Source organism: Candidatus Poriferisocius sp. (assembly GCF_965202595.1).
In the GTDB taxonomy this organism is placed as follows: Bacteria; Actinomycetota; Acidimicrobiia; order Acidimicrobiales; family Bin134; genus Poriferisocius.
In genome coordinates, this window is sequence record NZ_OZ241836.1 from 926,383 (window position 1) to 944,599 (window position 18,217).

General features: G+C 61.6%; 17 protein-coding genes. 6 read left to right on the top strand and 11 right to left on the bottom strand.

Features of this window, described 5'->3' with window-relative positions; genetic code table 11:
* Positions 1-155 precede the first annotated feature (155 nt).
* The 6 genes from ACOGXC_RS04615 (at position 156) to ACOGXC_RS04640 (ending at position 4,898) form a co-directional block, all read left to right on the top strand.
* Positions 156-770 (top strand): fasciclin domain-containing protein, encoded by a 615-nt coding sequence (locus ACOGXC_RS04615; RefSeq protein WP_419919535.1) that lies wholly within the window; start codon positions 156-158, stop codon positions 768-770.
* A gap of 83 nt (positions 771-853) precedes the next feature.
* Positions 854-1,366 (top strand): sigma-70 family RNA polymerase sigma factor, encoded by a 513-nt coding sequence (locus ACOGXC_RS04620; protein ID WP_419919536.1) that lies wholly within the window; start codon positions 854-856, stop codon positions 1,364-1,366.
* Positions 1,359-2,018: an anti-sigma factor gene (locus ACOGXC_RS04625; RefSeq protein ID WP_419919537.1), complete on the top strand. Its 660-nt coding sequence runs from the start codon at positions 1,359-1,361 to the stop codon at positions 2,016-2,018. Before ACOGXC_RS04620 ends, ACOGXC_RS04625 begins: the two co-directional genes overlap by 8 nt.
* Positions 2,019-2,101: 83 nt before the next feature.
* On the top strand, positions 2,102-2,914 hold the full coding sequence (locus tag ACOGXC_RS04630; RefSeq protein WP_419919538.1) for an SDR family NAD(P)-dependent oxidoreductase: 813 nt from the start codon (positions 2,102-2,104) through the stop codon (positions 2,912-2,914).
* Between the two features lie 4 nt (positions 2,915-2,918).
* The gene (locus tag ACOGXC_RS04635) at positions 2,919-3,326 is read left to right on the top strand and encodes a nuclear transport factor 2 family protein (protein ID WP_419919539.1); all 408 of its coding nucleotides are present in this window, start codon (positions 2,919-2,921) and stop codon (positions 3,324-3,326) included.
* Positions 3,327-3,338: 12 nt separating this feature from the next.
* Positions 3,339-4,898 (top strand): AMP-binding protein, encoded by a 1,560-nt coding sequence (locus ACOGXC_RS04640; protein ID WP_419919540.1) that lies wholly within the window; start codon positions 3,339-3,341, stop codon positions 4,896-4,898.
* 264 nt (positions 4,899-5,162) lie between these two features.
* Here ACOGXC_RS04640 and ACOGXC_RS04645 read toward each other — a convergent pair whose 3' ends face one another.
* The 11 genes from ACOGXC_RS04645 to ACOGXC_RS04695 form a co-directional block, all read right to left on the bottom strand.
* Positions 5,163-6,497: a Calx-beta domain-containing protein gene (locus ACOGXC_RS04645; RefSeq protein ID WP_419919541.1), complete on the bottom strand. Its 1,335-nt coding sequence runs from the start codon at positions 6,495-6,497 to the stop codon at positions 5,163-5,165.
* Between the two features lie 372 nt (positions 6,498-6,869).
* The gene (locus ACOGXC_RS04650) at positions 6,870-7,130 is read right to left on the bottom strand and encodes a type II toxin-antitoxin system Phd/YefM family antitoxin (protein WP_419919542.1); all 261 of its coding nucleotides are present in this window, start codon (positions 7,128-7,130) and stop codon (positions 6,870-6,872) included.
* Between the two features lie 71 nt (positions 7,131-7,201).
* Positions 7,202-10,120, bottom strand: a complete 2,919-nt coding sequence (locus ACOGXC_RS04655; protein WP_419919543.1) for an insulinase family protein — start codon at positions 10,118-10,120, stop codon at positions 7,202-7,204.
* A gap of 140 nt (positions 10,121-10,260) precedes the next feature.
* On the bottom strand, positions 10,261-11,805 hold the full coding sequence (locus ACOGXC_RS04660) for a sugar ABC transporter ATP-binding protein (protein ID WP_419919544.1): 1,545 nt from the start codon (positions 11,803-11,805) through the stop codon (positions 10,261-10,263).
* Between the two features lie 114 nt (positions 11,806-11,919).
* A complete protein-coding gene (locus ACOGXC_RS04665) occupies positions 11,920-12,945 on the bottom strand; it encodes an ABC transporter permease (protein WP_419919545.1) in 1,026 nt (341 codons plus the stop codon).
* A gap of 116 nt (positions 12,946-13,061) precedes the next feature.
* Positions 13,062-14,309, bottom strand: a complete 1,248-nt coding sequence (locus ACOGXC_RS04670; RefSeq protein ID WP_419919546.1) for a sugar ABC transporter substrate-binding protein — start codon at positions 14,307-14,309, stop codon at positions 13,062-13,064.
* A gap of 118 nt (positions 14,310-14,427) precedes the next feature.
* Positions 14,428-15,654: a cytochrome P450 gene (locus ACOGXC_RS04675; protein WP_419919547.1), complete on the bottom strand. Its 1,227-nt coding sequence runs from the start codon at positions 15,652-15,654 to the stop codon at positions 14,428-14,430.
* 51 nt (positions 15,655-15,705) lie between these two features.
* Positions 15,706-16,122, bottom strand: coding sequence for a putative toxin-antitoxin system toxin component, PIN family (locus ACOGXC_RS04680; RefSeq protein WP_419919548.1), 417 nt, complete (start codon positions 16,120-16,122; stop codon positions 15,706-15,708).
* A 12-nt stretch (positions 16,123-16,134) separates the two neighbouring features.
* Positions 16,135-16,521, bottom strand: a complete 387-nt coding sequence (locus tag ACOGXC_RS04685) for a hypothetical protein (protein ID WP_419919549.1) — start codon at positions 16,519-16,521, stop codon at positions 16,135-16,137.
* A 36-nt stretch (positions 16,522-16,557) separates the two neighbouring features.
* On the bottom strand, positions 16,558-17,748 hold the full coding sequence (locus ACOGXC_RS04690) for a lipid-transfer protein (protein ID WP_419920015.1): 1,191 nt from the start codon (positions 17,746-17,748) through the stop codon (positions 16,558-16,560).
* The gene (locus ACOGXC_RS04695) at positions 17,745-18,203 is read right to left on the bottom strand and encodes a Zn-ribbon domain-containing OB-fold protein (protein WP_419919550.1); all 459 of its coding nucleotides are present in this window, start codon (positions 18,201-18,203) and stop codon (positions 17,745-17,747) included. The genes ACOGXC_RS04690 and ACOGXC_RS04695 overlap by 4 nt, the downstream gene beginning before the upstream one ends.
* Positions 18,204-18,217: the final 14 nt, after the last annotated feature.

Genomic DNA, 18,217 nt, shown 5'->3' on the forward strand with positions numbered 1-18,217 from the left:
GCCACGGGGGCAATCTACCAACAGTCACTCCCTACCAACAGTCACTCCGAGCCTGACGATCTTCAATGGCATCAGCAAACTGTGCTAGGTGGTCCGACTGGTTCATCCGCTGCATCCAAACTTGAGCATCGCACCGTATACCTACTGTGAACTCCATGAATCAGATATTCAGCAAATTCGTCAAGCTGGTGGCCGCACTGCTGCTTTTCGCTCTTGTTGCGGCCGCTTGCGGAAACGACGACAGCGAAAGCTCGCCCGAGCCTGCTGCCACTTCCATGCCCGCAACAACGCCCGATCCTGAGCCAGTGGCCGAGGAGCCTGATCCTGAGCCAGTGGCCGAGGAGCTGGGGACGATTGTGGAAGTGGCTGTGGGGTCGGGTCAGTTTCCTACTTTGGTGGCAGCCGTTGAGGCGGCTGGGTTGGTGGATACGTTGAGTGGCGAGGGTCCGTTCACCGTTTTTGCTCCTACTGAGGAGGCTTTTGCTGCTGCTTTGGCTGCTTTGGATCTGACTGCTGAGGAGTTGTTGGCTAACACCGAGCTGCTGACTGGGGTGTTGACGTACCATGTGCTCCCGCTGGCCGCGCCTGCTGAGGTGGTGCTGACCCTGGATGGTCAAAGCGTTACTACGGTCAACGGCGCGGACATCGCGGTGACCATCGATGGCGATACCGTGAAGGTCAACGATGCCACCGTTGTCAGTACCGATATTGCCGCTTCAAACGGCATCATCCACGTAATCGACTCCGTCCTTTTGCCCCCATCCCCCTAGCAGCAGGCAGCAGCTACCCGCGGGAGTAGCGGTGAGAATATGATATTAGGGTGAACCGACGGGGTTTGGATTCACCATACGATATGGAAAAAGCCTTCTCCCGGGGTGAGGAGGGTTCCCTGCGTGCGGTCTTTGACCAGTACGGCAGCCTTGTCTACACCTTCTGCTGCCGGACACTTGACGAGAGCCGTGCCAAAGACGTTACCCAGGAAGTTTTCATCAGCGCGTGGCGCAGCCACCAGAGCTACGAACCGGCCCGGGGAGCGTTGGCCGCTTGGCTTGTTTCCATTGCGAAGAACCGGATTATTGACAACGTGCGCTCGGAACAGCGACACGCCCGGCATCGATCTCACGAAGAAACTGCCGGGGTTACCAGCGATGAGCAGGTAGAAGCCATTGGGGATCGCCTGATGGTGGCGGAAGCGCTGAACTTGCTCTCCGAAAGGGCTCGGCAAGTGGTAAAGCTCCACTACTTCGAAGGTCTCACCCACAGCCAGATCGCCGACCAGCTTTGTCTACCGCTCGGCACCATCAAGAGCGACCTAAAACGCAGCCTTAGCATAATTCGAGACTACCTGGAGTCAGATGATGGCTGAGAGACATGCTGGGAAGCCGCCAGATGTTGAGGCTGTGCTGAGCGACATGGATGCAACCGAGCTGGAGTTTTGGGATCCTCCGGCCCAGGTTTGGGAGGGTGTAGCCGCCGCCACGGCTGCTGGCGAAACTGCCCATAAGGCATCGGTGGGTCGGCAGCGGCCTAATTGGTGGACATCAAGGCGGATGGGCATCGCCGCTGCCGTGCTAGCGGTTGCCGGTATTGCGACAAGTTTGTTTTTCGTGTTAAGAGACGAACCCCCAGCGGGGTCAAACGAACCTGCGACGGTATTGCGCAGCGCCGAGCTGGCATACGACGCGAGCGCTTTCGATCCTCTCGGTGCCAGAGCCAGAGCCAGTGTCAGCCTTCTCAAGGGTGGGCCCGGCTACGTGATCGATATGGCGGGAGCCAATCTGCCCGAACCCGAGCCCGGGGCAGACTTGGAGGTGTGGCTCATCCAACCCGATCCTGAAGGTGGAGTGGCCGACTTGGTCTCACTTGGAGTGGTGGATCCCACCGATCCCGGTCGCCTGAACGTGCCAACCGGACACGACCCCGACATCTACTCCGTGGTGGATATCAGCGTCGAACCACGAGACGGCGATCCTGGCCATTCAGGGCGATCAATCCTGCGCGGAGCACTTCAAAACTGAGGGTGCAACAGGCTCTGTATTGTTTTACAGTTGCTTGTCCTGCGGCCTAGGCTGCGGGTCGCATCGAACTCAAGGGGGTATGCATGGGTATCGAGGGATTGCGGTTCGTCATTACCGGTTCGGCGACCGGGATAGGGGCGGCCACCGCCCGGGTGGCGGCGAGCAAGGGGGCCAGGGTGATGGTGTCCGACCTCAATGACGAGCTGGGCCGGGCCGTGGCCGGCGAGATCAATGCCGCCGGCGGCGTTGCGGCGTATACGCACTGCGACGTGACCGATCCCGAGCAGGTGGAGGCCCTGATGGCGACCACCGCCGAGGCTTATGGCGGTATCGACGTGCTTCACAACAACGCCGGCATTCACGAGACCGGTTTGGCCCCGGCCGAGCAGTGCGGCCTGGAAGGGATGCCCCTGGAGGTGTTCAAGAAGGTGGTGGAGGTCAACGCCGTCGCCCCCTGGATCTGCTCCAAGGCCGCGCTGCCCTACCTCAAAAAGAGCGATTGGCCTTCGATCATCAACGCCGCTTCCACAGGTTCGCAGTCCGCCTACCCGAACAATTCGGCTTACGGTACCTCCAAGGGTGGTATCCGGCTCCAGACCCAGAACCTGGCCGTGGACCTGGCGGCATACGGCATCAGGGTCAACTGCTACGGCCCCACCGCCATCGCCACCGACATGGTGACCGACTTCGTGAAGCAGTCCGACGACCCGGCGGCGTTCGAGAAGGCGCTTATCAGCACCTCCCTGATACCCCGCCTGGGCCTGCCGTCCGAGGTGGGCGAGCTGGTGTGCTTTCTGGCCGGTAGGGAGGCCGGCTTCATCAACGGCGCGTACATTTTGATCGACGGTGGTTCGCTCGCGTGGCGAGGCACGGTGGAACAACTGGGAATGGAGTGATCCAATGGCAGACAAGCAAGCAGTAACCGAACTGTTGAACCACGCCGGCGTGGCTTACGATGTCGGCGACAGCGACTTCCTCATCGGGATGTTCGCCCCCGACAACCCGGTTTTCGAGATGACCATTGCCGGCGGCGACCCGATCACCTTCGAGGGTTCGGAGGCCATTGCCGGGTTGTTCAGCGGGGCCATGGAGGAGCAGACCGATCAGCGTCGCCACGTGGTGACCAACCTCTACTTCGAGAACGAGACCGAGGACTCGGTCACCGCCATCAGCTATTTGGTTCTCATAACCGTGGAGAACGGCCGGCTCTCCGTCCTGTCCAGCGGCGTGTACACCGACGACTGCGTGAGGGTGGGCGAGGACTGGAGGATAAAGAAGCGGTTCCTGGCCCTGGACCTGCCCTACTAGGAACGGTCGGCCATGAACATCGGCCAGATTCCGGCCAAGTGGGCCCGGCAGACGCCGGATGGCGAGGCCATCATCGACTCCACCACCGGCCGCCGGGTCACGTTCGCGGCCTTCGACGAACACATCAGGAAGCTGGCCAACGGGTTGATCGGCCTGGGCTTGGATAGGGGCGACCGGGTCGGCATTTTGAGCCAGAACTCGGTGGAGTACGCCGCCCTGTACTTCGCCTGCGGTCGAACCGGTCTGGTGGCCCAACCCATGAATTGGCGGCTGTCCCCCCCGGAGCTGGCCAAAATCGTGAACAACGGCGAACCCCGGGCCTACATAACCCAGGGGACCTACACCACCGAGGCCGCCGAGCTGTCGGGGCTGGTGAGCTGCGTTGAGCATTGGCTCCAGTACGGCGAAGGTGGCGACGGCTCCTACGAGGAGCTGGTGGAGTCGTCATCGGCGGCCGAGCCGGAGGGCTCCGCAACGGTGGGCGACAACGATCCCCTGTTCATCCTCTACACCGGGGGTACCACCGGCGAGTCCAAGGGGGCGCTGCACAGCCACCGCAGCGTCTACTTCGGGATGCTCAACCAGACGGTGGCCGAGCGCATCGTCCCCAGCGATGTTTACATGCTCACCGGGCAGATGTTCCACATCCCGGTGGTGCTGGCCATGAACTACCTGGCCCACGGCTGCCCGCTGGTGCTGATGAACTTCGATGCCACCCTGGCCCTGGAGCTGATCCAGGCCGAGCGGGTGTCGGCCTTCCTGGGTGTCACCACCATGTTGAACTGGATGATGGCGGTGGAGGGTTTCGAGAACTACGACATCTCCAGCCTGCGCAACATCCAGTACGGGGGTGGCCCCATGCCCTCCCGGGTGATCACCGAGGCGCTGGAGAGGTTCCCCTGCACCCTCATCCAGGGTTACGGCCAGACCGAGGGCACCACCATGTGCTTCCTGTCCCAGGAGGACCACATCCGCGCCATCCGGGACGGCTACCGCCCCGATCGGCTGCGTTCCTGCGGGCGGGAGGGTTTCGTGACCTCGGTGCGGGTTGTGGACGGCGATGGTGTGGAGGTGCCCTGTGACGGCGAGACCCCGGGGCAGATCATCGTGCGCTCCGAGGCCAACATGTTGGGCTACTTCCGCCGCCCCGATCTCACCGCCGAAACCATCAAGGACGGCTGGATGTGGACGGGCGACATTGCCACCTGGGACGACGAGCGGTACGTGTTCATCGTGGACCGGGCCAAGGACATGATCATCTCCGGCGGCGAGAACATCTACTCGGTGCAGGTGGAGGAGGCCATCGCCACCCACGAGGCCGTGCTGGAGACCGCGGTGATCGGCGTGCCCGACGACACCTGGGGTGAGTCGGTGATGGCCTACGTGGTGCTGAAGCCGGGCACGAGTGCCACCGAGGAGGAGATCATAGAGGCGGCCCGCCGGAACCTGGCCTCCTACCAGAAGCCCCGCTCGGTGGCCTTCGTGGATGAGTTACCCAAGGCCCCCACCGGAAAGATCCTCAAGCGAGCCCTGCGAGACCCGCATTGGGCCAACCAGGAGCGCCAGGTCTAGGGTTCCGTTCAACCACGGCTATGCCAGTGACACGGCTATGCCAGTGAGTCCGTGCAGCGAGCCTGCCAAAGTTGTGGAATCAAAGGCATTAATAGCCTATCCATCCCTGCTCATCCTTGCCCTTAACCGCGATATAACCCTCATCACACCGGTCAACCGGTATAACGAGGGTTATATCACAGTCTCTGATGACACCGAATTCGGCTTCACAGTTATGTTTATGTGTGTGCGAGTAGCGACGCTCGCACACACATACTTGCAGGTTTAGTCGTCGTTGGTGATGGTACCAGTGGCTTTGGCGTTGACCTTGCTGCCATTGCTGAAATGGACGCGGTTGTCATCGGTGCTCAGGTTGTTCAACCACAAAGTCAAAGTCTCGTCCGGTTCGACATTGGTGTCACCGAACACCGTCACTGCCACCGTCTGCGACAACCCTTCACCGGTCGCGCCCGCCTCAAACACAATCAGCCTCTGCTTGAAATATTGATAGAAGTCTTCCCCCAACCCGCCCGTGGCCGTTGGAGTGCCGAACTTCGAGTTGCTCCTCTCGTTACCGATCGCCGTCGCTTTAAGCTGCACCCTATGGGAAGGAGAAGCACTTAACGTCACCGTGAAACTCATGTTCGTTTTGCCAGAATTACCCTCGTTTACGCTCACATCCGAAACCGAAATCACATGGCCAGTATCAGACTCTTGATCGTCATCAACAATGGTGCCGGTGACCTCCAGTTTCTTACCACCACCGGCGAACCTCACACGAGAATCATTAGCTCGCACATGGCTACCATCCAAACGAAGATTGTTCAACCGCAAAGTGAACGTCTCATTGTTCTCTTTCACCTGATCGCCCAAAACTGTAACCGTCACCGTCTTCGTCAGATCATTCCCGCTCGCGCCCGATTCAAACACAAGGTTCATGCCCTTGACCATCTTAAAATCAGTGCCAGCTCCACTCGGGCCGGCGCTAAGACGATCCTTAGCCAAATCCTCACCAGCTCTGCTCAATGTATTAGCACGAATCTCCACCTTATTGGAAGGTGTGCCACTCAACCTCACCGTGAAATTCGCATTCATCGTACCACTATCCCCCTCGGTCACACTCACATCACTGGACGAAATCACAAGAGGTGCCGCAGTAGGAGTGGCAGTAGCGGTGGCAGTAGGAGTGGGGGCACCAACTCTAACAAGAACGCCACCGGCTTCGGCAATTGCACTGCCGTACAGAGCATTTAGCATAGTTGCGCTATCGGCTGCGGCGAAAGCTATACCCGGACTTGTCACGGCAATGTCCGTAAAAGTAGCAGTCCAACCCCCACTATCGTTTACATTAACAGTTGTATGCAGGCCTAAAGTATAATTACCTGCACAATTAATTACACCTAGGTTATCAATATTGCCATCGGTTGGCCAAGTGCAAGCAATAACCGTGACTTTTGGCACAGTCCACCCCGAACTGCTACTGACAGTAAAATTATGCTTACCAGCAGTCGCAACGGTCGCCGGAGTGGCAACGACAGTCTCAACCCGCTTGGTGATCTTGTAGCCTCCTGTCAGCTGCCCCTGCGCCTGGGGACCTGAGACAACGACTGCCCCCCCCATGCCATGAGCGCCAGCGCGACCAGCACCAGCAACCGCGCCATCCAGTTGACCCGGGTAAGGTCAAAAACGTGTGAACCAACTGTTTTCGTACCCATTTTGAGTTCCCCCTAACTATGAGTACCGGATAAATTATGTGCACAGTACCTCAACTGATACTCCTTGTCAAATTAAAATCCTTGTCAAGGTTAAACGGCTCACTACCTGGGCTTTTACCGGACGCGACCGGGAACCAACCCCTATCAGGCAGAATCGACAGGAGGCCATGACAGGCCAGATCCGACACCGGCAGCCACATCCGGCTCGGCCACGGCGTTGACCTCCACCAACTTCTTGAACACCTCAAAGGGCATCCCCGCCAGGTCCTAACTGAGCTCAGACGCGGATTACTCGCAGTTCATCAGTAGTCTCGCCGGCCAGCGCTGCCAGGTCATCTGCCAGTGCGGCATCGGCTTGATGCATCAGCACATCACGAACGAACCTATCCCGCGCCATCCACTGAGGCCTTTCCGCTACAGGCGTAAGTTCGGCCACCGGCCGCCCGTTCACAGTGATGGTTATGCGCTCTCCATCAGCTACGCGGTCAAGCAGAGCTCGAGTCTGGTTGCGCAACTCTCGGGATGCCGCCTCAAACATATGCGAAGTGTAGCATAAATGCTACACACCTGGACAATTGCCCGAAGTGGCCACCCCTGATCCCTGGGCTACTAGGGCACCACCCTGACGATTTGGATGTTCTGGTTGGGGTCGTAAAGCCGCATCGCCAGCTCCTGTATATCGGCCAGGTCCAGATCGGAGAGTTCTTGGTCGAGGCGATCGGGCGTGGGTAGCTCATCGTCATCGGTATGAACCCGCCGCAGCATGACGTTTATAAAGTCATAGTTGCTGATCAGGCTGTAGTCGTCGGCCACCACCGATCGGGCCTGCTCGAGCTCGGCCTGGGTGATACCACCGGAGATGATGTCATCCAGGATGCGGGTCATCTCCGCCTCTATATCGGCCATTCGATCTGGGTTGCCTGTGACCAGGACCAGCGACTCCACCACCGGTTCGGGCATCAACCGCAGGGTCACTTCCGCAAAGGTCGTGTAGCTGCTGCCCAGATCCTCCCTAACGTCCTCGGTAAGCCGGTCGTTCAGGAGCACCTCGAGCACATCGCCGGCAACTTCGACCGCGGGAGTGATCGCAGTCAGGGGGGCTTCGTAGTAGTAGGTAGCCGAAGTGGCCGTGTTGTCGGGCCCGAGTTGTATCTCGTGGCGTATCACCCCTTCGGGCTCGGAGGGTCGGCGGTTCACGAAGCTATCGGCCTCACCGGCGGGCAGGGTGCCTACATAGGTGCGGGCCAGTTGCTCCACGGTGGCTTGATCCACATCCCCCTCTACCACAACAACGAGGTCATCCACACCGACCAACCTCTGGCGGTAAACATCCAGCAGGGTGTCGGGAGTTAGCGAGTCGAGCGTGGCGTGGGAAGCGAGCGGATCGAACCAGCCCCATTGCCGACCGTATCGGGCCTCCAAGTAGGCCAAGCCGGCTTGCCAGTCGGGGTTGGAATCCGCCAGGGCAAGGTAATTCCTGCCGGTGCTGATCGCCTCGGCGAACGCCTGCTGCTCCACCCGGGGCTGGGTCATGTAGAGGTGCATGAGCTGGAACATGGTCTCGATATCACCAGCATCCGATGTTCCTTCTACTCCCTCGGTGGTTTCATAGATGTAGGGGGTAACCTCAACGGTGCGCCCTTCCAGGTATCTGGACAGTTGCGCGGGGCTGAAATCGCCCACACCGCTGCTGCTAACCGCGCGAGTCGCCAGGGCCTGCGCCAACGGCCGGTCTCCCGGCTCCATGGCCGACCATCCCCCCAAGGCCTCCGCTAGCAGAACGACGGTGTTATCGCTTATGTCCGAGGGCGCGAACACAACCCGGGCCCCGTTGGCGAACGACCATTCGTAAGCTTCCGGCCACACATCCAGAGGGCCGGCTGAGACGGCTTCGGCAGGGTCGGGGGCAACCAGCAGTTCGGCTATAACCTGAATCGAAGCGGGAAGCTCTCCCGGTTCTGCCCTACCCAGAGCCGCTTCCATCTCTTCTGCGGTGGGCACCTCGGCAGGATCTGCCCCCACCGCTATCAATATCGGGCCGCTGCTGTCGAGTATCTGCCGGTAGCGATCATTGAGTTCGCCAACCTCGATATCTTCAAGAATGTTGACGACCCGCCGCATGGTATCGGTCAAGGTTCCAATGTCGTTGCCTTCAAGGAAATGGGAGGAGTACAAGTCGGCATACTGAGAATCTTGGATGGTGGTTTCGGCCTGAAGCGCTGAGGCGAGGGCAGCTCCAATCGACTCCGCGGCCCGGGCCAGATCCTCATCGGTGAACCCGTGCTCCTTCAGGCTGAGCAGCAGCGACCAGTAGTCGGTGAGGGCGGTGGAATGGTCATCGGCCCGGAGGTTGGTACCGTAGTACCGCAATCCTCGGGTGTGCTCGAAGGTCATCCAATGCGGTGGATCTATCTGGGACAAGCCCCCCTGCTCGTAGGCGGCCTGCAAGTGGTTTTCGACCATCACTGCGATGATCTCCTCGATCCACAGTTCACGGTCGCCTTCAACGGTTCGAGAGTCCCAGGAGGGCAGGCGGATATCCAGCGACAGGTAGGAGTACCCCTGCTCGGGTGATGTGGCCACATCGAAAATCGGGTCCTGGTTCGGTGCCGACCGGTACTCGGAGGCAGAAGGAGGACCATCACCGGCTGGGATCGCGTGAAAATACGCCTGTACCAGTTCCTCCAACTCGTCCAAGGCGAGATCGCCCACTGCGATCACGGCCATGTTGGACGGCACGTACCACGTCTCGTAGAAATCCCTCAGCTGCTCAGCGGTTACCGACTCGATGCCGGCCGCCGTACCTATCGGATCCCGACCGGCGTAGGGCGTGTCCTTGGTGTACAGGTCGTCGAACTTCGACGATATGACGCTGGAACCGGTCTCGACGCTGAGCCGGTATTCGTCGCGGACTATGCCCCGCTCCTTTTCCACATCTCGGGGGTCGAGGGTGGCCGCGTGGGCCCACTGGGACAGCACCTCAAAAGCAGTGGCCACCGATTGCTCTTGCTGGTCGATAATCAGATCCAACTCGTAGACGGTATCGTCGTAGGTGGTGTAGGCGTTGATGTCGGGTCCGAACTCTATTCCGATGCTGTGAAGCGTTTCGGTAAGTTCGTTGCCCGGAAATTTCTCGGTACCGTTGAACAGCATGTGCTCGAGGTAGTGGGCAATCCCGCTACCCGGGACCTCTTCGTTCCGCGACCCGGCGTTCACCGCCAGCCGCAGCGACAAGCTCCCGCCGGGGCTGTCGTTCGACCGCAGGTAGTAGGTGAGCCCGTTGTCCAGGGTACCGATCCTCACCTCGGGATCCACCGGCAGCGGGCGCTCGGCAATCTCGGACCCGGTTTCCCCGCTGCTCTCCCGGCCTCCAACCGCTTCTGCCTCCGGAGAGCCGGTGACCGGTGTTTCCGAAGAGCCGTTGACCGGCACGGGTGAAGAGCCGGTGACCGGCACGTTGGAGCTGTTGTCGGAGCAGGCGGACAACGCCAGAACCACGCTCAAGAACAGAATCAGTAGTTTCTTCACTGGCACCCCTGGAGGGATCGGGCTCGTCACGGTTCGGCGAACATCAACGAACATCAATAGGTGCCGATGGTACCGACTCACTGCGACAAGATCGTGGCACTCCCGATTTACCGGCGCGGTTTGCCTGCGGAGGTTGACCGTCAGCGTTGGCTGTAACAGGCCTCCACGATGGCCGGCTCGGTTACCGCATCCCCCTCCAGCTCGCCGACAATCCGCCCCTCGCCCAGCACCAGCACCCGGTGGCACACCCCGACCAACTCGGAGAACTCCGAGGATATGAACACCACAGCCTTTCCCTCGGCGGCCAGCTCCTCCATGATGTCGTAGATCTCCTCCTTGCCGTCCACATCCACCCCGATGGTCGGCTCATCGAAGATCAACACGTCGGCCCCTTGCTCCAGCCACTTGGCGATCACCACCTTCTGCTGGTTGCCGCCCGAAAGCAGGCGCACGAGCTGGCGGTCGCTGGGGGTGGCGATGCTGAGCCGCCCGATACGGCTGCCGGCGGCCTGCTTCTCCGAGCGGGAGGAGGGAACCGGTGCTTGACGGCGAATCCGGTGACGATCCAGGGAGGCCAGCGTGATGTTGTTGCGCACGCTGAAATCCATGATGTTGCCCTGGGTCTTGCGATCCTCCGGCAAGAGCGCCAGACCGGATGACATGGACTTGGATGGATTGTTACCGGCAACCTCGGTGCCGTGAACCCGCACCGTTCCCCCCTGGCGATGGTCGGCGCCGAACACCGCCCGAACCAACTCGGTGCGCCCGCTGCCCACCAGCCCACCCAAACCGAGGATCTCCCCCTTGCGCACATCAAAGGAGCAATCATGCACGCCGGTGTCCGCGCTCAGCCGGTGAACCTCCAGCACCACCTCGGTATCGGGCCGCCCCCCCACCTTCCGGTTCGCTCGCCGCTCTGTTGCGGTTCGGGCGTGCTCGTGGCCGGTGATATGGGCGATGAGAGAGCCCCGATCCAGCGACTCGGTGGGCTCGTCGGCCACCAAACGCCCGTTGCGCATCACGATTACCCGCTCGGTCAACTCGAATATCTCCTCCAACCGGTGCGACACGTACACCACGGTTATGCCCTCGTCTCGCAGCCGCCGCACCACCGTGAACAAGTGCTCTATCTCCTCATCGGTCAGCGACGCGCTGGGTTCGTCCAGTACCAGCAAGCGGGCCTGCTGGGCCAACCCCCGGGCGATCATCACCAGCCTTTGCTGGGCCACGCTCAGCTCGCCCACCGCCCGGCGGGGATCGATATCCACCTCCAACCGGGCTATGGGCTCCGCAGCCCGGCTATACAACTCCGCCCAGTCCACCAGCAGGCCGAACTTGCGGGGGTAACCCAGACCCAGCATCACGTTCTCGGCCACCGACAGATCGCCCACGTCTTGAAGGTCTTGATGGACGAAGGCCAGGCCCGCAACCGTGGCATCGTGCGGGTGGTGCAGATCCAGTGGCGTGCCGTTCAACCGCAGGTGGCCCTCGTTGGCCCGCTCGGCCCCGGCCATGATCTTGATGAGCGTGCTCTTACCCGCCCCGTTCTTGCCCACCAGACCGATGATCTGGCCGGCCCCCAGCGAGACCGACACATCGTCCACCGCCAGCACACCGGGGTAGCGTTTGGTGACTCCGCAGATCTCCAGCAGGGGCACGTTGTTCGCCAAAACAGCGGCGGTCATCTGGTGACTCCGCAGATCTCCAGCAGGGGCACGTTGTTCGCCAAAACAGCGGCGGTCATCTGGTGACTCCGCAGATCTCCAGCAGGGGCACGTTGTTCGCCGATGCGGTAGCAATCATCTCCGCTTCGCTCCCAGCGCGGTGAGCAGCATGGCCAGCACCAGGATCGACCCTCGGGAGATGTCCAGGATGTCGCGGTCGTAACCCAGGATGGTCAGCCCCGACTGCACGGCCTGCAAGAAGATAACCCCGAGCACGGTGCCCGGAATGTTGAAAAGGCCCTTCCGGGATGCCGCCGCCCCCAAGAAGGCGGCCGCGTAGGCCGATAGCAGCAACGAGATACCCACCCGGGGAATGGAGGAAGCGGTGCGGGCGGTTTGGGAAACTGCGGCCACAACCGCCACGAACCCCACCACCATGAAGCCCAATGCCCGCAACGCCTTGACGTTGATACCCGACAGGCGGGCTGCCTCCGGGTTACCCCCGATGGCATACATGTACCGCCCCAGCTCGGTTCTCGACATCATCAGCCACAAGATGATGGCCAAACCGGCGGCGATCCACACCGGTGAGGTGAACTCCGTCCACGGTTCGGGCTTACCAATACCCAGGTCCCGATAAAGATCGGGCATGTCAGCCGCACCGGTGATGTTGCGCCCGTCGCTGATCGTGTACTCGATCCCCAGCAGTATCAAGAAGGTGGCCAGGGTGGTGATGAACGAGGGCATCTGCATGTAAGACACCAAAAGACCGTTGATCGCCCCGATGCCGAGCCCGAACGCCATCCCGACCAGCACCGCCAGTCCCCAGGGCCAGTCGTGGTTCACGATCAGCACCACAATGGCGGCTGCTGTGGCCGAGAGCGTGCCGGCTATGGACAGGTCGAAATCGCCCATGGCCAGCACCACGGTCAAACCCAGCGAGAGCATGAGCAGTGGAGCGGCCAGGCCGAGCTGGGTGCGCAAGTTGTCCATCTCGAAGAAGCGGCTGTCCAGTACCGAGAAGATCACGATGCACGCCACCAGGGTGATCAGCACCCCGTAGGTGGATATGAACATGAGCGGGTCGAAGCGTCTGCGTAAGGCTCCCGAACCGGCAATGTTTGAATCCCGCTGCGTCGGGACAGTGTTGGTGTCGGCCATTGGCATCCTCCCCCGTGTTGAAATTAGCCGCTGAACGCGATCGGGCCGGCGACAGGGGTTGCTGCCACCGGCCCGATCAATGAATCAGTTGTGCCCCTGTTTGCGGGGTTGATGCCTCAGCAGTTGGGCAGCCCGTCGTACTCCTCGCACCACTTGTTGCGGAAGTACTCCTCGTAGTCACCGGGCGGATCCGGGGCGGGCACCTCGGTGCTCTCGGGATCCATGGCGTTCACCGTTTCGATGGTGACAACCTGGCGCACCGAGAAGTTGCGCCCGTCATAGGTGGGGGCTCGCTCCTGGCTGGGCATCGTGCCGTTCTCCAGCCATGCCGCCACGGCATCCACCTGGGCCCAACTCTGCCATTCCAGCTTCTCGTCCACTGCGGCATCCACCCGTCCGGTGCGGATGTCGCCGACTGTGCCGGGGTTGGCGTAGAAGGTCAGGATCTGGGGGCGTTCCGGGTCGTCGGCCTCGTAGAGGGCACCGATGGCCTGGGCCGCGCCGATCGAGGCCACCGAGAAGTTGATCCATATTGCGTCGATGTCATCGAACTGCTGGATCTTTGTGGTTACATCGGCTTCGGTACCGGCCACCAGGTCGGCCATATCAGCCTCCCACTGGTCGACAATCTCGATGTTGGTTCCGGCGATAACCGAGTTGAGGCCGTTGATACGCTTGTCGCTCCACGCGGTGGGAACCGTCTGCACGATGATGCGGGCCCCATCGGGGAACTGGTCCACCAGGTATTCGGCCAACTGCACGCCGAGATCGGTGTCGTCGGAAGCAAAGCTGGCAACGTAGTGGTCGCGTGGCTCCACCTCGCCGCCCGCCGATAGCACGGGTACATCCTCTTCAGCGGCCCGCTCGAGCACATCGGTGATGAATGCCTCGGGGATGCCGTCGGTGAGCATCACATCGATGCCCTTGTCCAGGAGCAGGTTGCCGCACACCGGCATCTGGGCCGGATCCCCCGCCGCGTCGCAGGTCTCGTAGTTCCAGCCGAAGAAGTCCACGGCCTCCTTGGCCGCATCCTCGATCCGCTTGCCGGCCTCGTCGGCATAGATCCACTGGAGGTAGCCGATGGTGATGTCCGAACCGGTATTGACGACACTGGTTGCGGTGCCGTCACTGTCGTCGTGGTCGGCATCGCTACCGTCGTCGTGGTCAGCGTCGGAGTGGTCTTCACCGTCGCCGGCATCGGTGTCGTCACTGTCGGTGCCGGAACCGTCACCAGCATCGTCGCCGTCACTGCTTTGGTCGATGGTGGGTGTAGTACCGGCATCGCTGTCGTCGTTGCCGCAGGCTCCCGCGACCAGCGTCAACGCCAGCAATGCCATGAGCAGCTTCCACAATGAACGTTTCATCGAAATCAATCCCTCCTAGATTCGCCGGCAACCCGATTGTCTGGCCGGTTCGATCCAACGATGTTAGGCAACCGCCCCCGCGCCGTACCAATCCCGCTGGATTCCCCGCTCGTTGCGTTCAGGACCCATCCGCGAGTTGAACCGGGTCGAACTCCACCTGAAGCTCGGCAGGGGCCCTGAGGAACACCCCGACTTCCCTCGCCTCGAAGCCGTTGGCTAGGCGAAGGTTCTGAGTGCAGTCCAAAACCATGTTGAGCGCTGTCTCTATCTCGGCCTTGGCCAGGTAGGAGCCCACACAGTGGTGCCGACCGAAGCAGAATGTGGTGTGTTCTGCGTTGGCGGCAAATGCGCTGGAAGCCGGAAGGTCCTGGCGGTTGATGTCGAACAGCTCGGGATCGGTGTGGGTGTACTTGCGCTCGTCCCGGTTGGCCGCGCCGATGATGCCCGTCACCGTGGCCCCGGCGGGAATGGTGCCGGTGCCCGAGGGCAAATCGGCCTTCTCGTGGGGCAAACGCTGGATCCAATGCGCCGGTGGGCTGTAACGCAAGGTTTCCGCCACCGCCATGGTCACCAGGGAGCGGTCGTTACGCACCTGTTCCAACTGGTCGGGATGTTCCAGCAGGTTCTTGAAAAGGCTGGCTATGGCCTTGTCGGTGGTCTCTCCCCCTGCCGTCAGCAGCAAGCTGGTGAACGATTTGATCTCCAAATCGGACAGGCCCTGGTCATCGATCCGGGCGTTGACCAGGTTCGACAGCAGGTCTGTGCCGGGATTGCGGCGGCGCTCGGCGATCACCGGCATCAGGTACTCCTGAAACTCCTCCCGGGTTTGCTCCCCTTCGGCGATAATCTCGGGATCCTGGTTGATGTTGGACACGAACCGGTTGATCGACTCGTACCAGTGCTGGAACTTGGGATGATCCTCATCGGGCAGTCCGAGCATGGACACGATTACCTTGATGGGCAGGTATCGCGATAGCCCCTCCACCAGATCGCAGCGGCCATCGGTGTGCCACTGATCGATCATGGATCGGGCCTGGGCCTCGATCATGGGCAGGAAGTCCTTCTCCAGAAGCGCCCCCCGGAAGAAAGGTGCCACCAGGTTCCGGTAGCGGGAGTGCTCGGCCCCGTGCTTGGACAGAAGCGTTGGGCCGTGGGCCGGCTCGATCATCCATTCGTACATGTCGGTGCTGAACGCCGGGTTCTTGAACACGTGCTCCACATCGGCATAACGGCTCACGAACCAGGTGTCGGAGGCCTCATCGTGGAAGCACGGGTAATCGTTCCGGTACACCCGGTAAACCTCGTAGCGGTCCTCGTCGGAACTGAGCAGATCAGGCGGTGCCATGGCAGCACTCTAGACGCGAATCGGGAAACCGGCCGGGGCAAGTGGTCCCTTCTACTTCTCTATCAGCTTCTCAAACAAGAGCGGCGTTATCACTGGTGATTGCTGTTCCAGGCACTCGAGCAGGTCCTTGTCGCCCGTAACGATGTAGTCGGCGGAATTTTCTCGTGCGAGGGCTACAAGGTAGTCATCGTTAACGTCACGCGTCGTAGGTTCAATAACCTGGGGGTTGGGGACGACATCGGCAAGAACCTGGATTGTCTCGATGAGACGTTGGGCAATATCTATGTTGACCCACTTGCGCATTCTTGGACGCCGGGTGAGCACATCAGTGATTTCGTTGATCAGCATCGGACATATGACGACCTCGAAGTGGTTCGATCCGGCAAGCCAGTGCATCACGATCCGCTGCGATGGGCCGGCCTGGATCAAAGCCGATACCCATACATTGGCATCCAACACCACCCGCACGGCAGAGCTGGCTCAGCGAGCGTGCCGGCTGCGCCGCACCATCCGAACCTCCTCCACTGCCAGATTCAATGCCTCATCACCTGAAAGCTCGGAGTTGGCCGCAGAGTTTGCCACCAGATCGGCTCTGGTTCTGGAGGCGTAGTATTCCCATGCCGATTGACGAGTCATGCCGAGTGCTTCTCCGATCTCCTCCCATGTCGCACCAGATGCACGGGCCGCGGCTACCCAGCTTTGTCGCATTTTTTCCAGCTCGGTCTCAGTGCGCGTCAGCTCGCGCAGCGCGCCTAGTGGATCTGCCGGCAGGTCTTCAATGAGGGCCGAGCTCATATTGTCAGGATAACCTGACAATCCCGCTTCACACAAAATCGCCGACGAGCCTCCCGGGTCGTTTACCTGCACCACGGGCAGGCTGATTGGTGGGCCTTCCTCCGGTGGTTAGCGGGTGCAGATTACCGAGGAGCCGTGGCCGAACATGCCGTGGTTGATGCACAGGCCCACTTTGGCCCCGTTTACCTGGCGGTGGCCGGCCTGGCCCCGGAGTTGCCAAACCAGCTCGCACACCTGGGCGATGGCCTGGGCGGGAACGGCCTCTCCGAAGGCCCCCAGCCCCCCCGATGGGTTCACGGGGATGCGCCCGCCCAGCGCGGTGTCGCCGGCCCGCAGCAACCGGGCGGCCTCACCCCGACCGCACAGGCCGATGTGTTCGTACCAATCCAGCTCGTAGGCCGATGACAGGTCGTACACCTCGGCGAAATCCAGATCCTCGGGCGACACCGAGGCTTCCTCGTAGGCCCGGGCTGCGATGTTGTCCTTGAACGTCATGGTGTCGTCGCCGCCGGCGGCCCACGAGTCCGACGCCAGGTAGGGCAACTCGATGACGCTGTTGGGGTAGGTGGGGCTCACGGTGGAGATTCCCGACACCCGCACCGGATCCTCGACCCCCCGGGCCGCGGCCCATTCCAGGCTGGATACCACCAGTGCCGCCCCACCGTCGGAGGTGGCGCAGATCTCCAGCAGGCGCAGCGGGTCGGCCACCATCGGGGAGTTGGCGATGTCGTCGATGCCGTACTCCTTGGTGTAGCGGGCGTTGGGGTTGAGCGCCCCGTGGCGGGAGTTCTTCACCTTCACCGCAGCGAAATCCTCGGGGGTGTCGCCGTACAGCTCCATGCGCCGCCGGGCGTACAGGGCGAAGTAGGTGGGGTTGGTGGCCCCCACCAGATGGAACCGGAGCCAGTCGGGATCATCGTGGCGCTCGCCGGCATTGGGGGCGAAGAACCCCTTGGGGGTGGCCTCGGCCCCCACCACCAGAGCCACGTCGCAAACCCCGGACAGGATCTGGGCCCGGGCGATGCTCAGGGCGGTGGCCCCCGAGGCGCAAGCCGCATACGAACTGGCCAACTGGCAGCCGGTGAACCCCAGGGCGTTGGCGAACGTGGAGGCCGACACGTAGCCGGGATAGCCGCACCGCACGCTGTTGGCCCCGGAGACGAACTGGATCTCGTCCCAACCCACCTCGGCATCGGTCAGCGCCTCGCGGGCCGCCTTGACACCGTACTCCACGAAGTTGCGGCCCCACTTGCCCCACGGGTGCATACCCACGCCCAAAACGGCGATCTCGTCCATCAGCCTTCCCCTCTGGTGGCCGGCCCCGCCGGGGCCCACTTCCAAACCAGGTAGTCGTGCTCGTCGTCGGAGTGGAGCACATCGAGCACCAGTTCCATCTCCATGCCCACCGCCAGATCGTTCACCGCCACGCCGGGAGCCACCTGACCCAAAACCACCAGGTGTTCCTCGACGAGCTCCACCGCGGCGACTGCGTAGGGCTCGAACTTGTCACCGGGAATGACGAAGGGGGCGGGAGGGGCGTACTCGCCGGTGGTGAACGACCACAGCTTGCCGGTGCGGCTGAGCAGCACCTCCTCGATTTCGTCCCCCAGGCAGGCCGGGTCGGATCCGGCCAGCGTTCTGGGAAAGAAGTACGAGCCCCGGCTGCGGGCCCACCCCCCGATGAGGCGGGGCTCCTCGGGGTCGAGCGTGAACAGCCCCTCCACCGCCGCCACCGGCGTTCTCGTCGTGGTCACACCGCCAGCTTAGG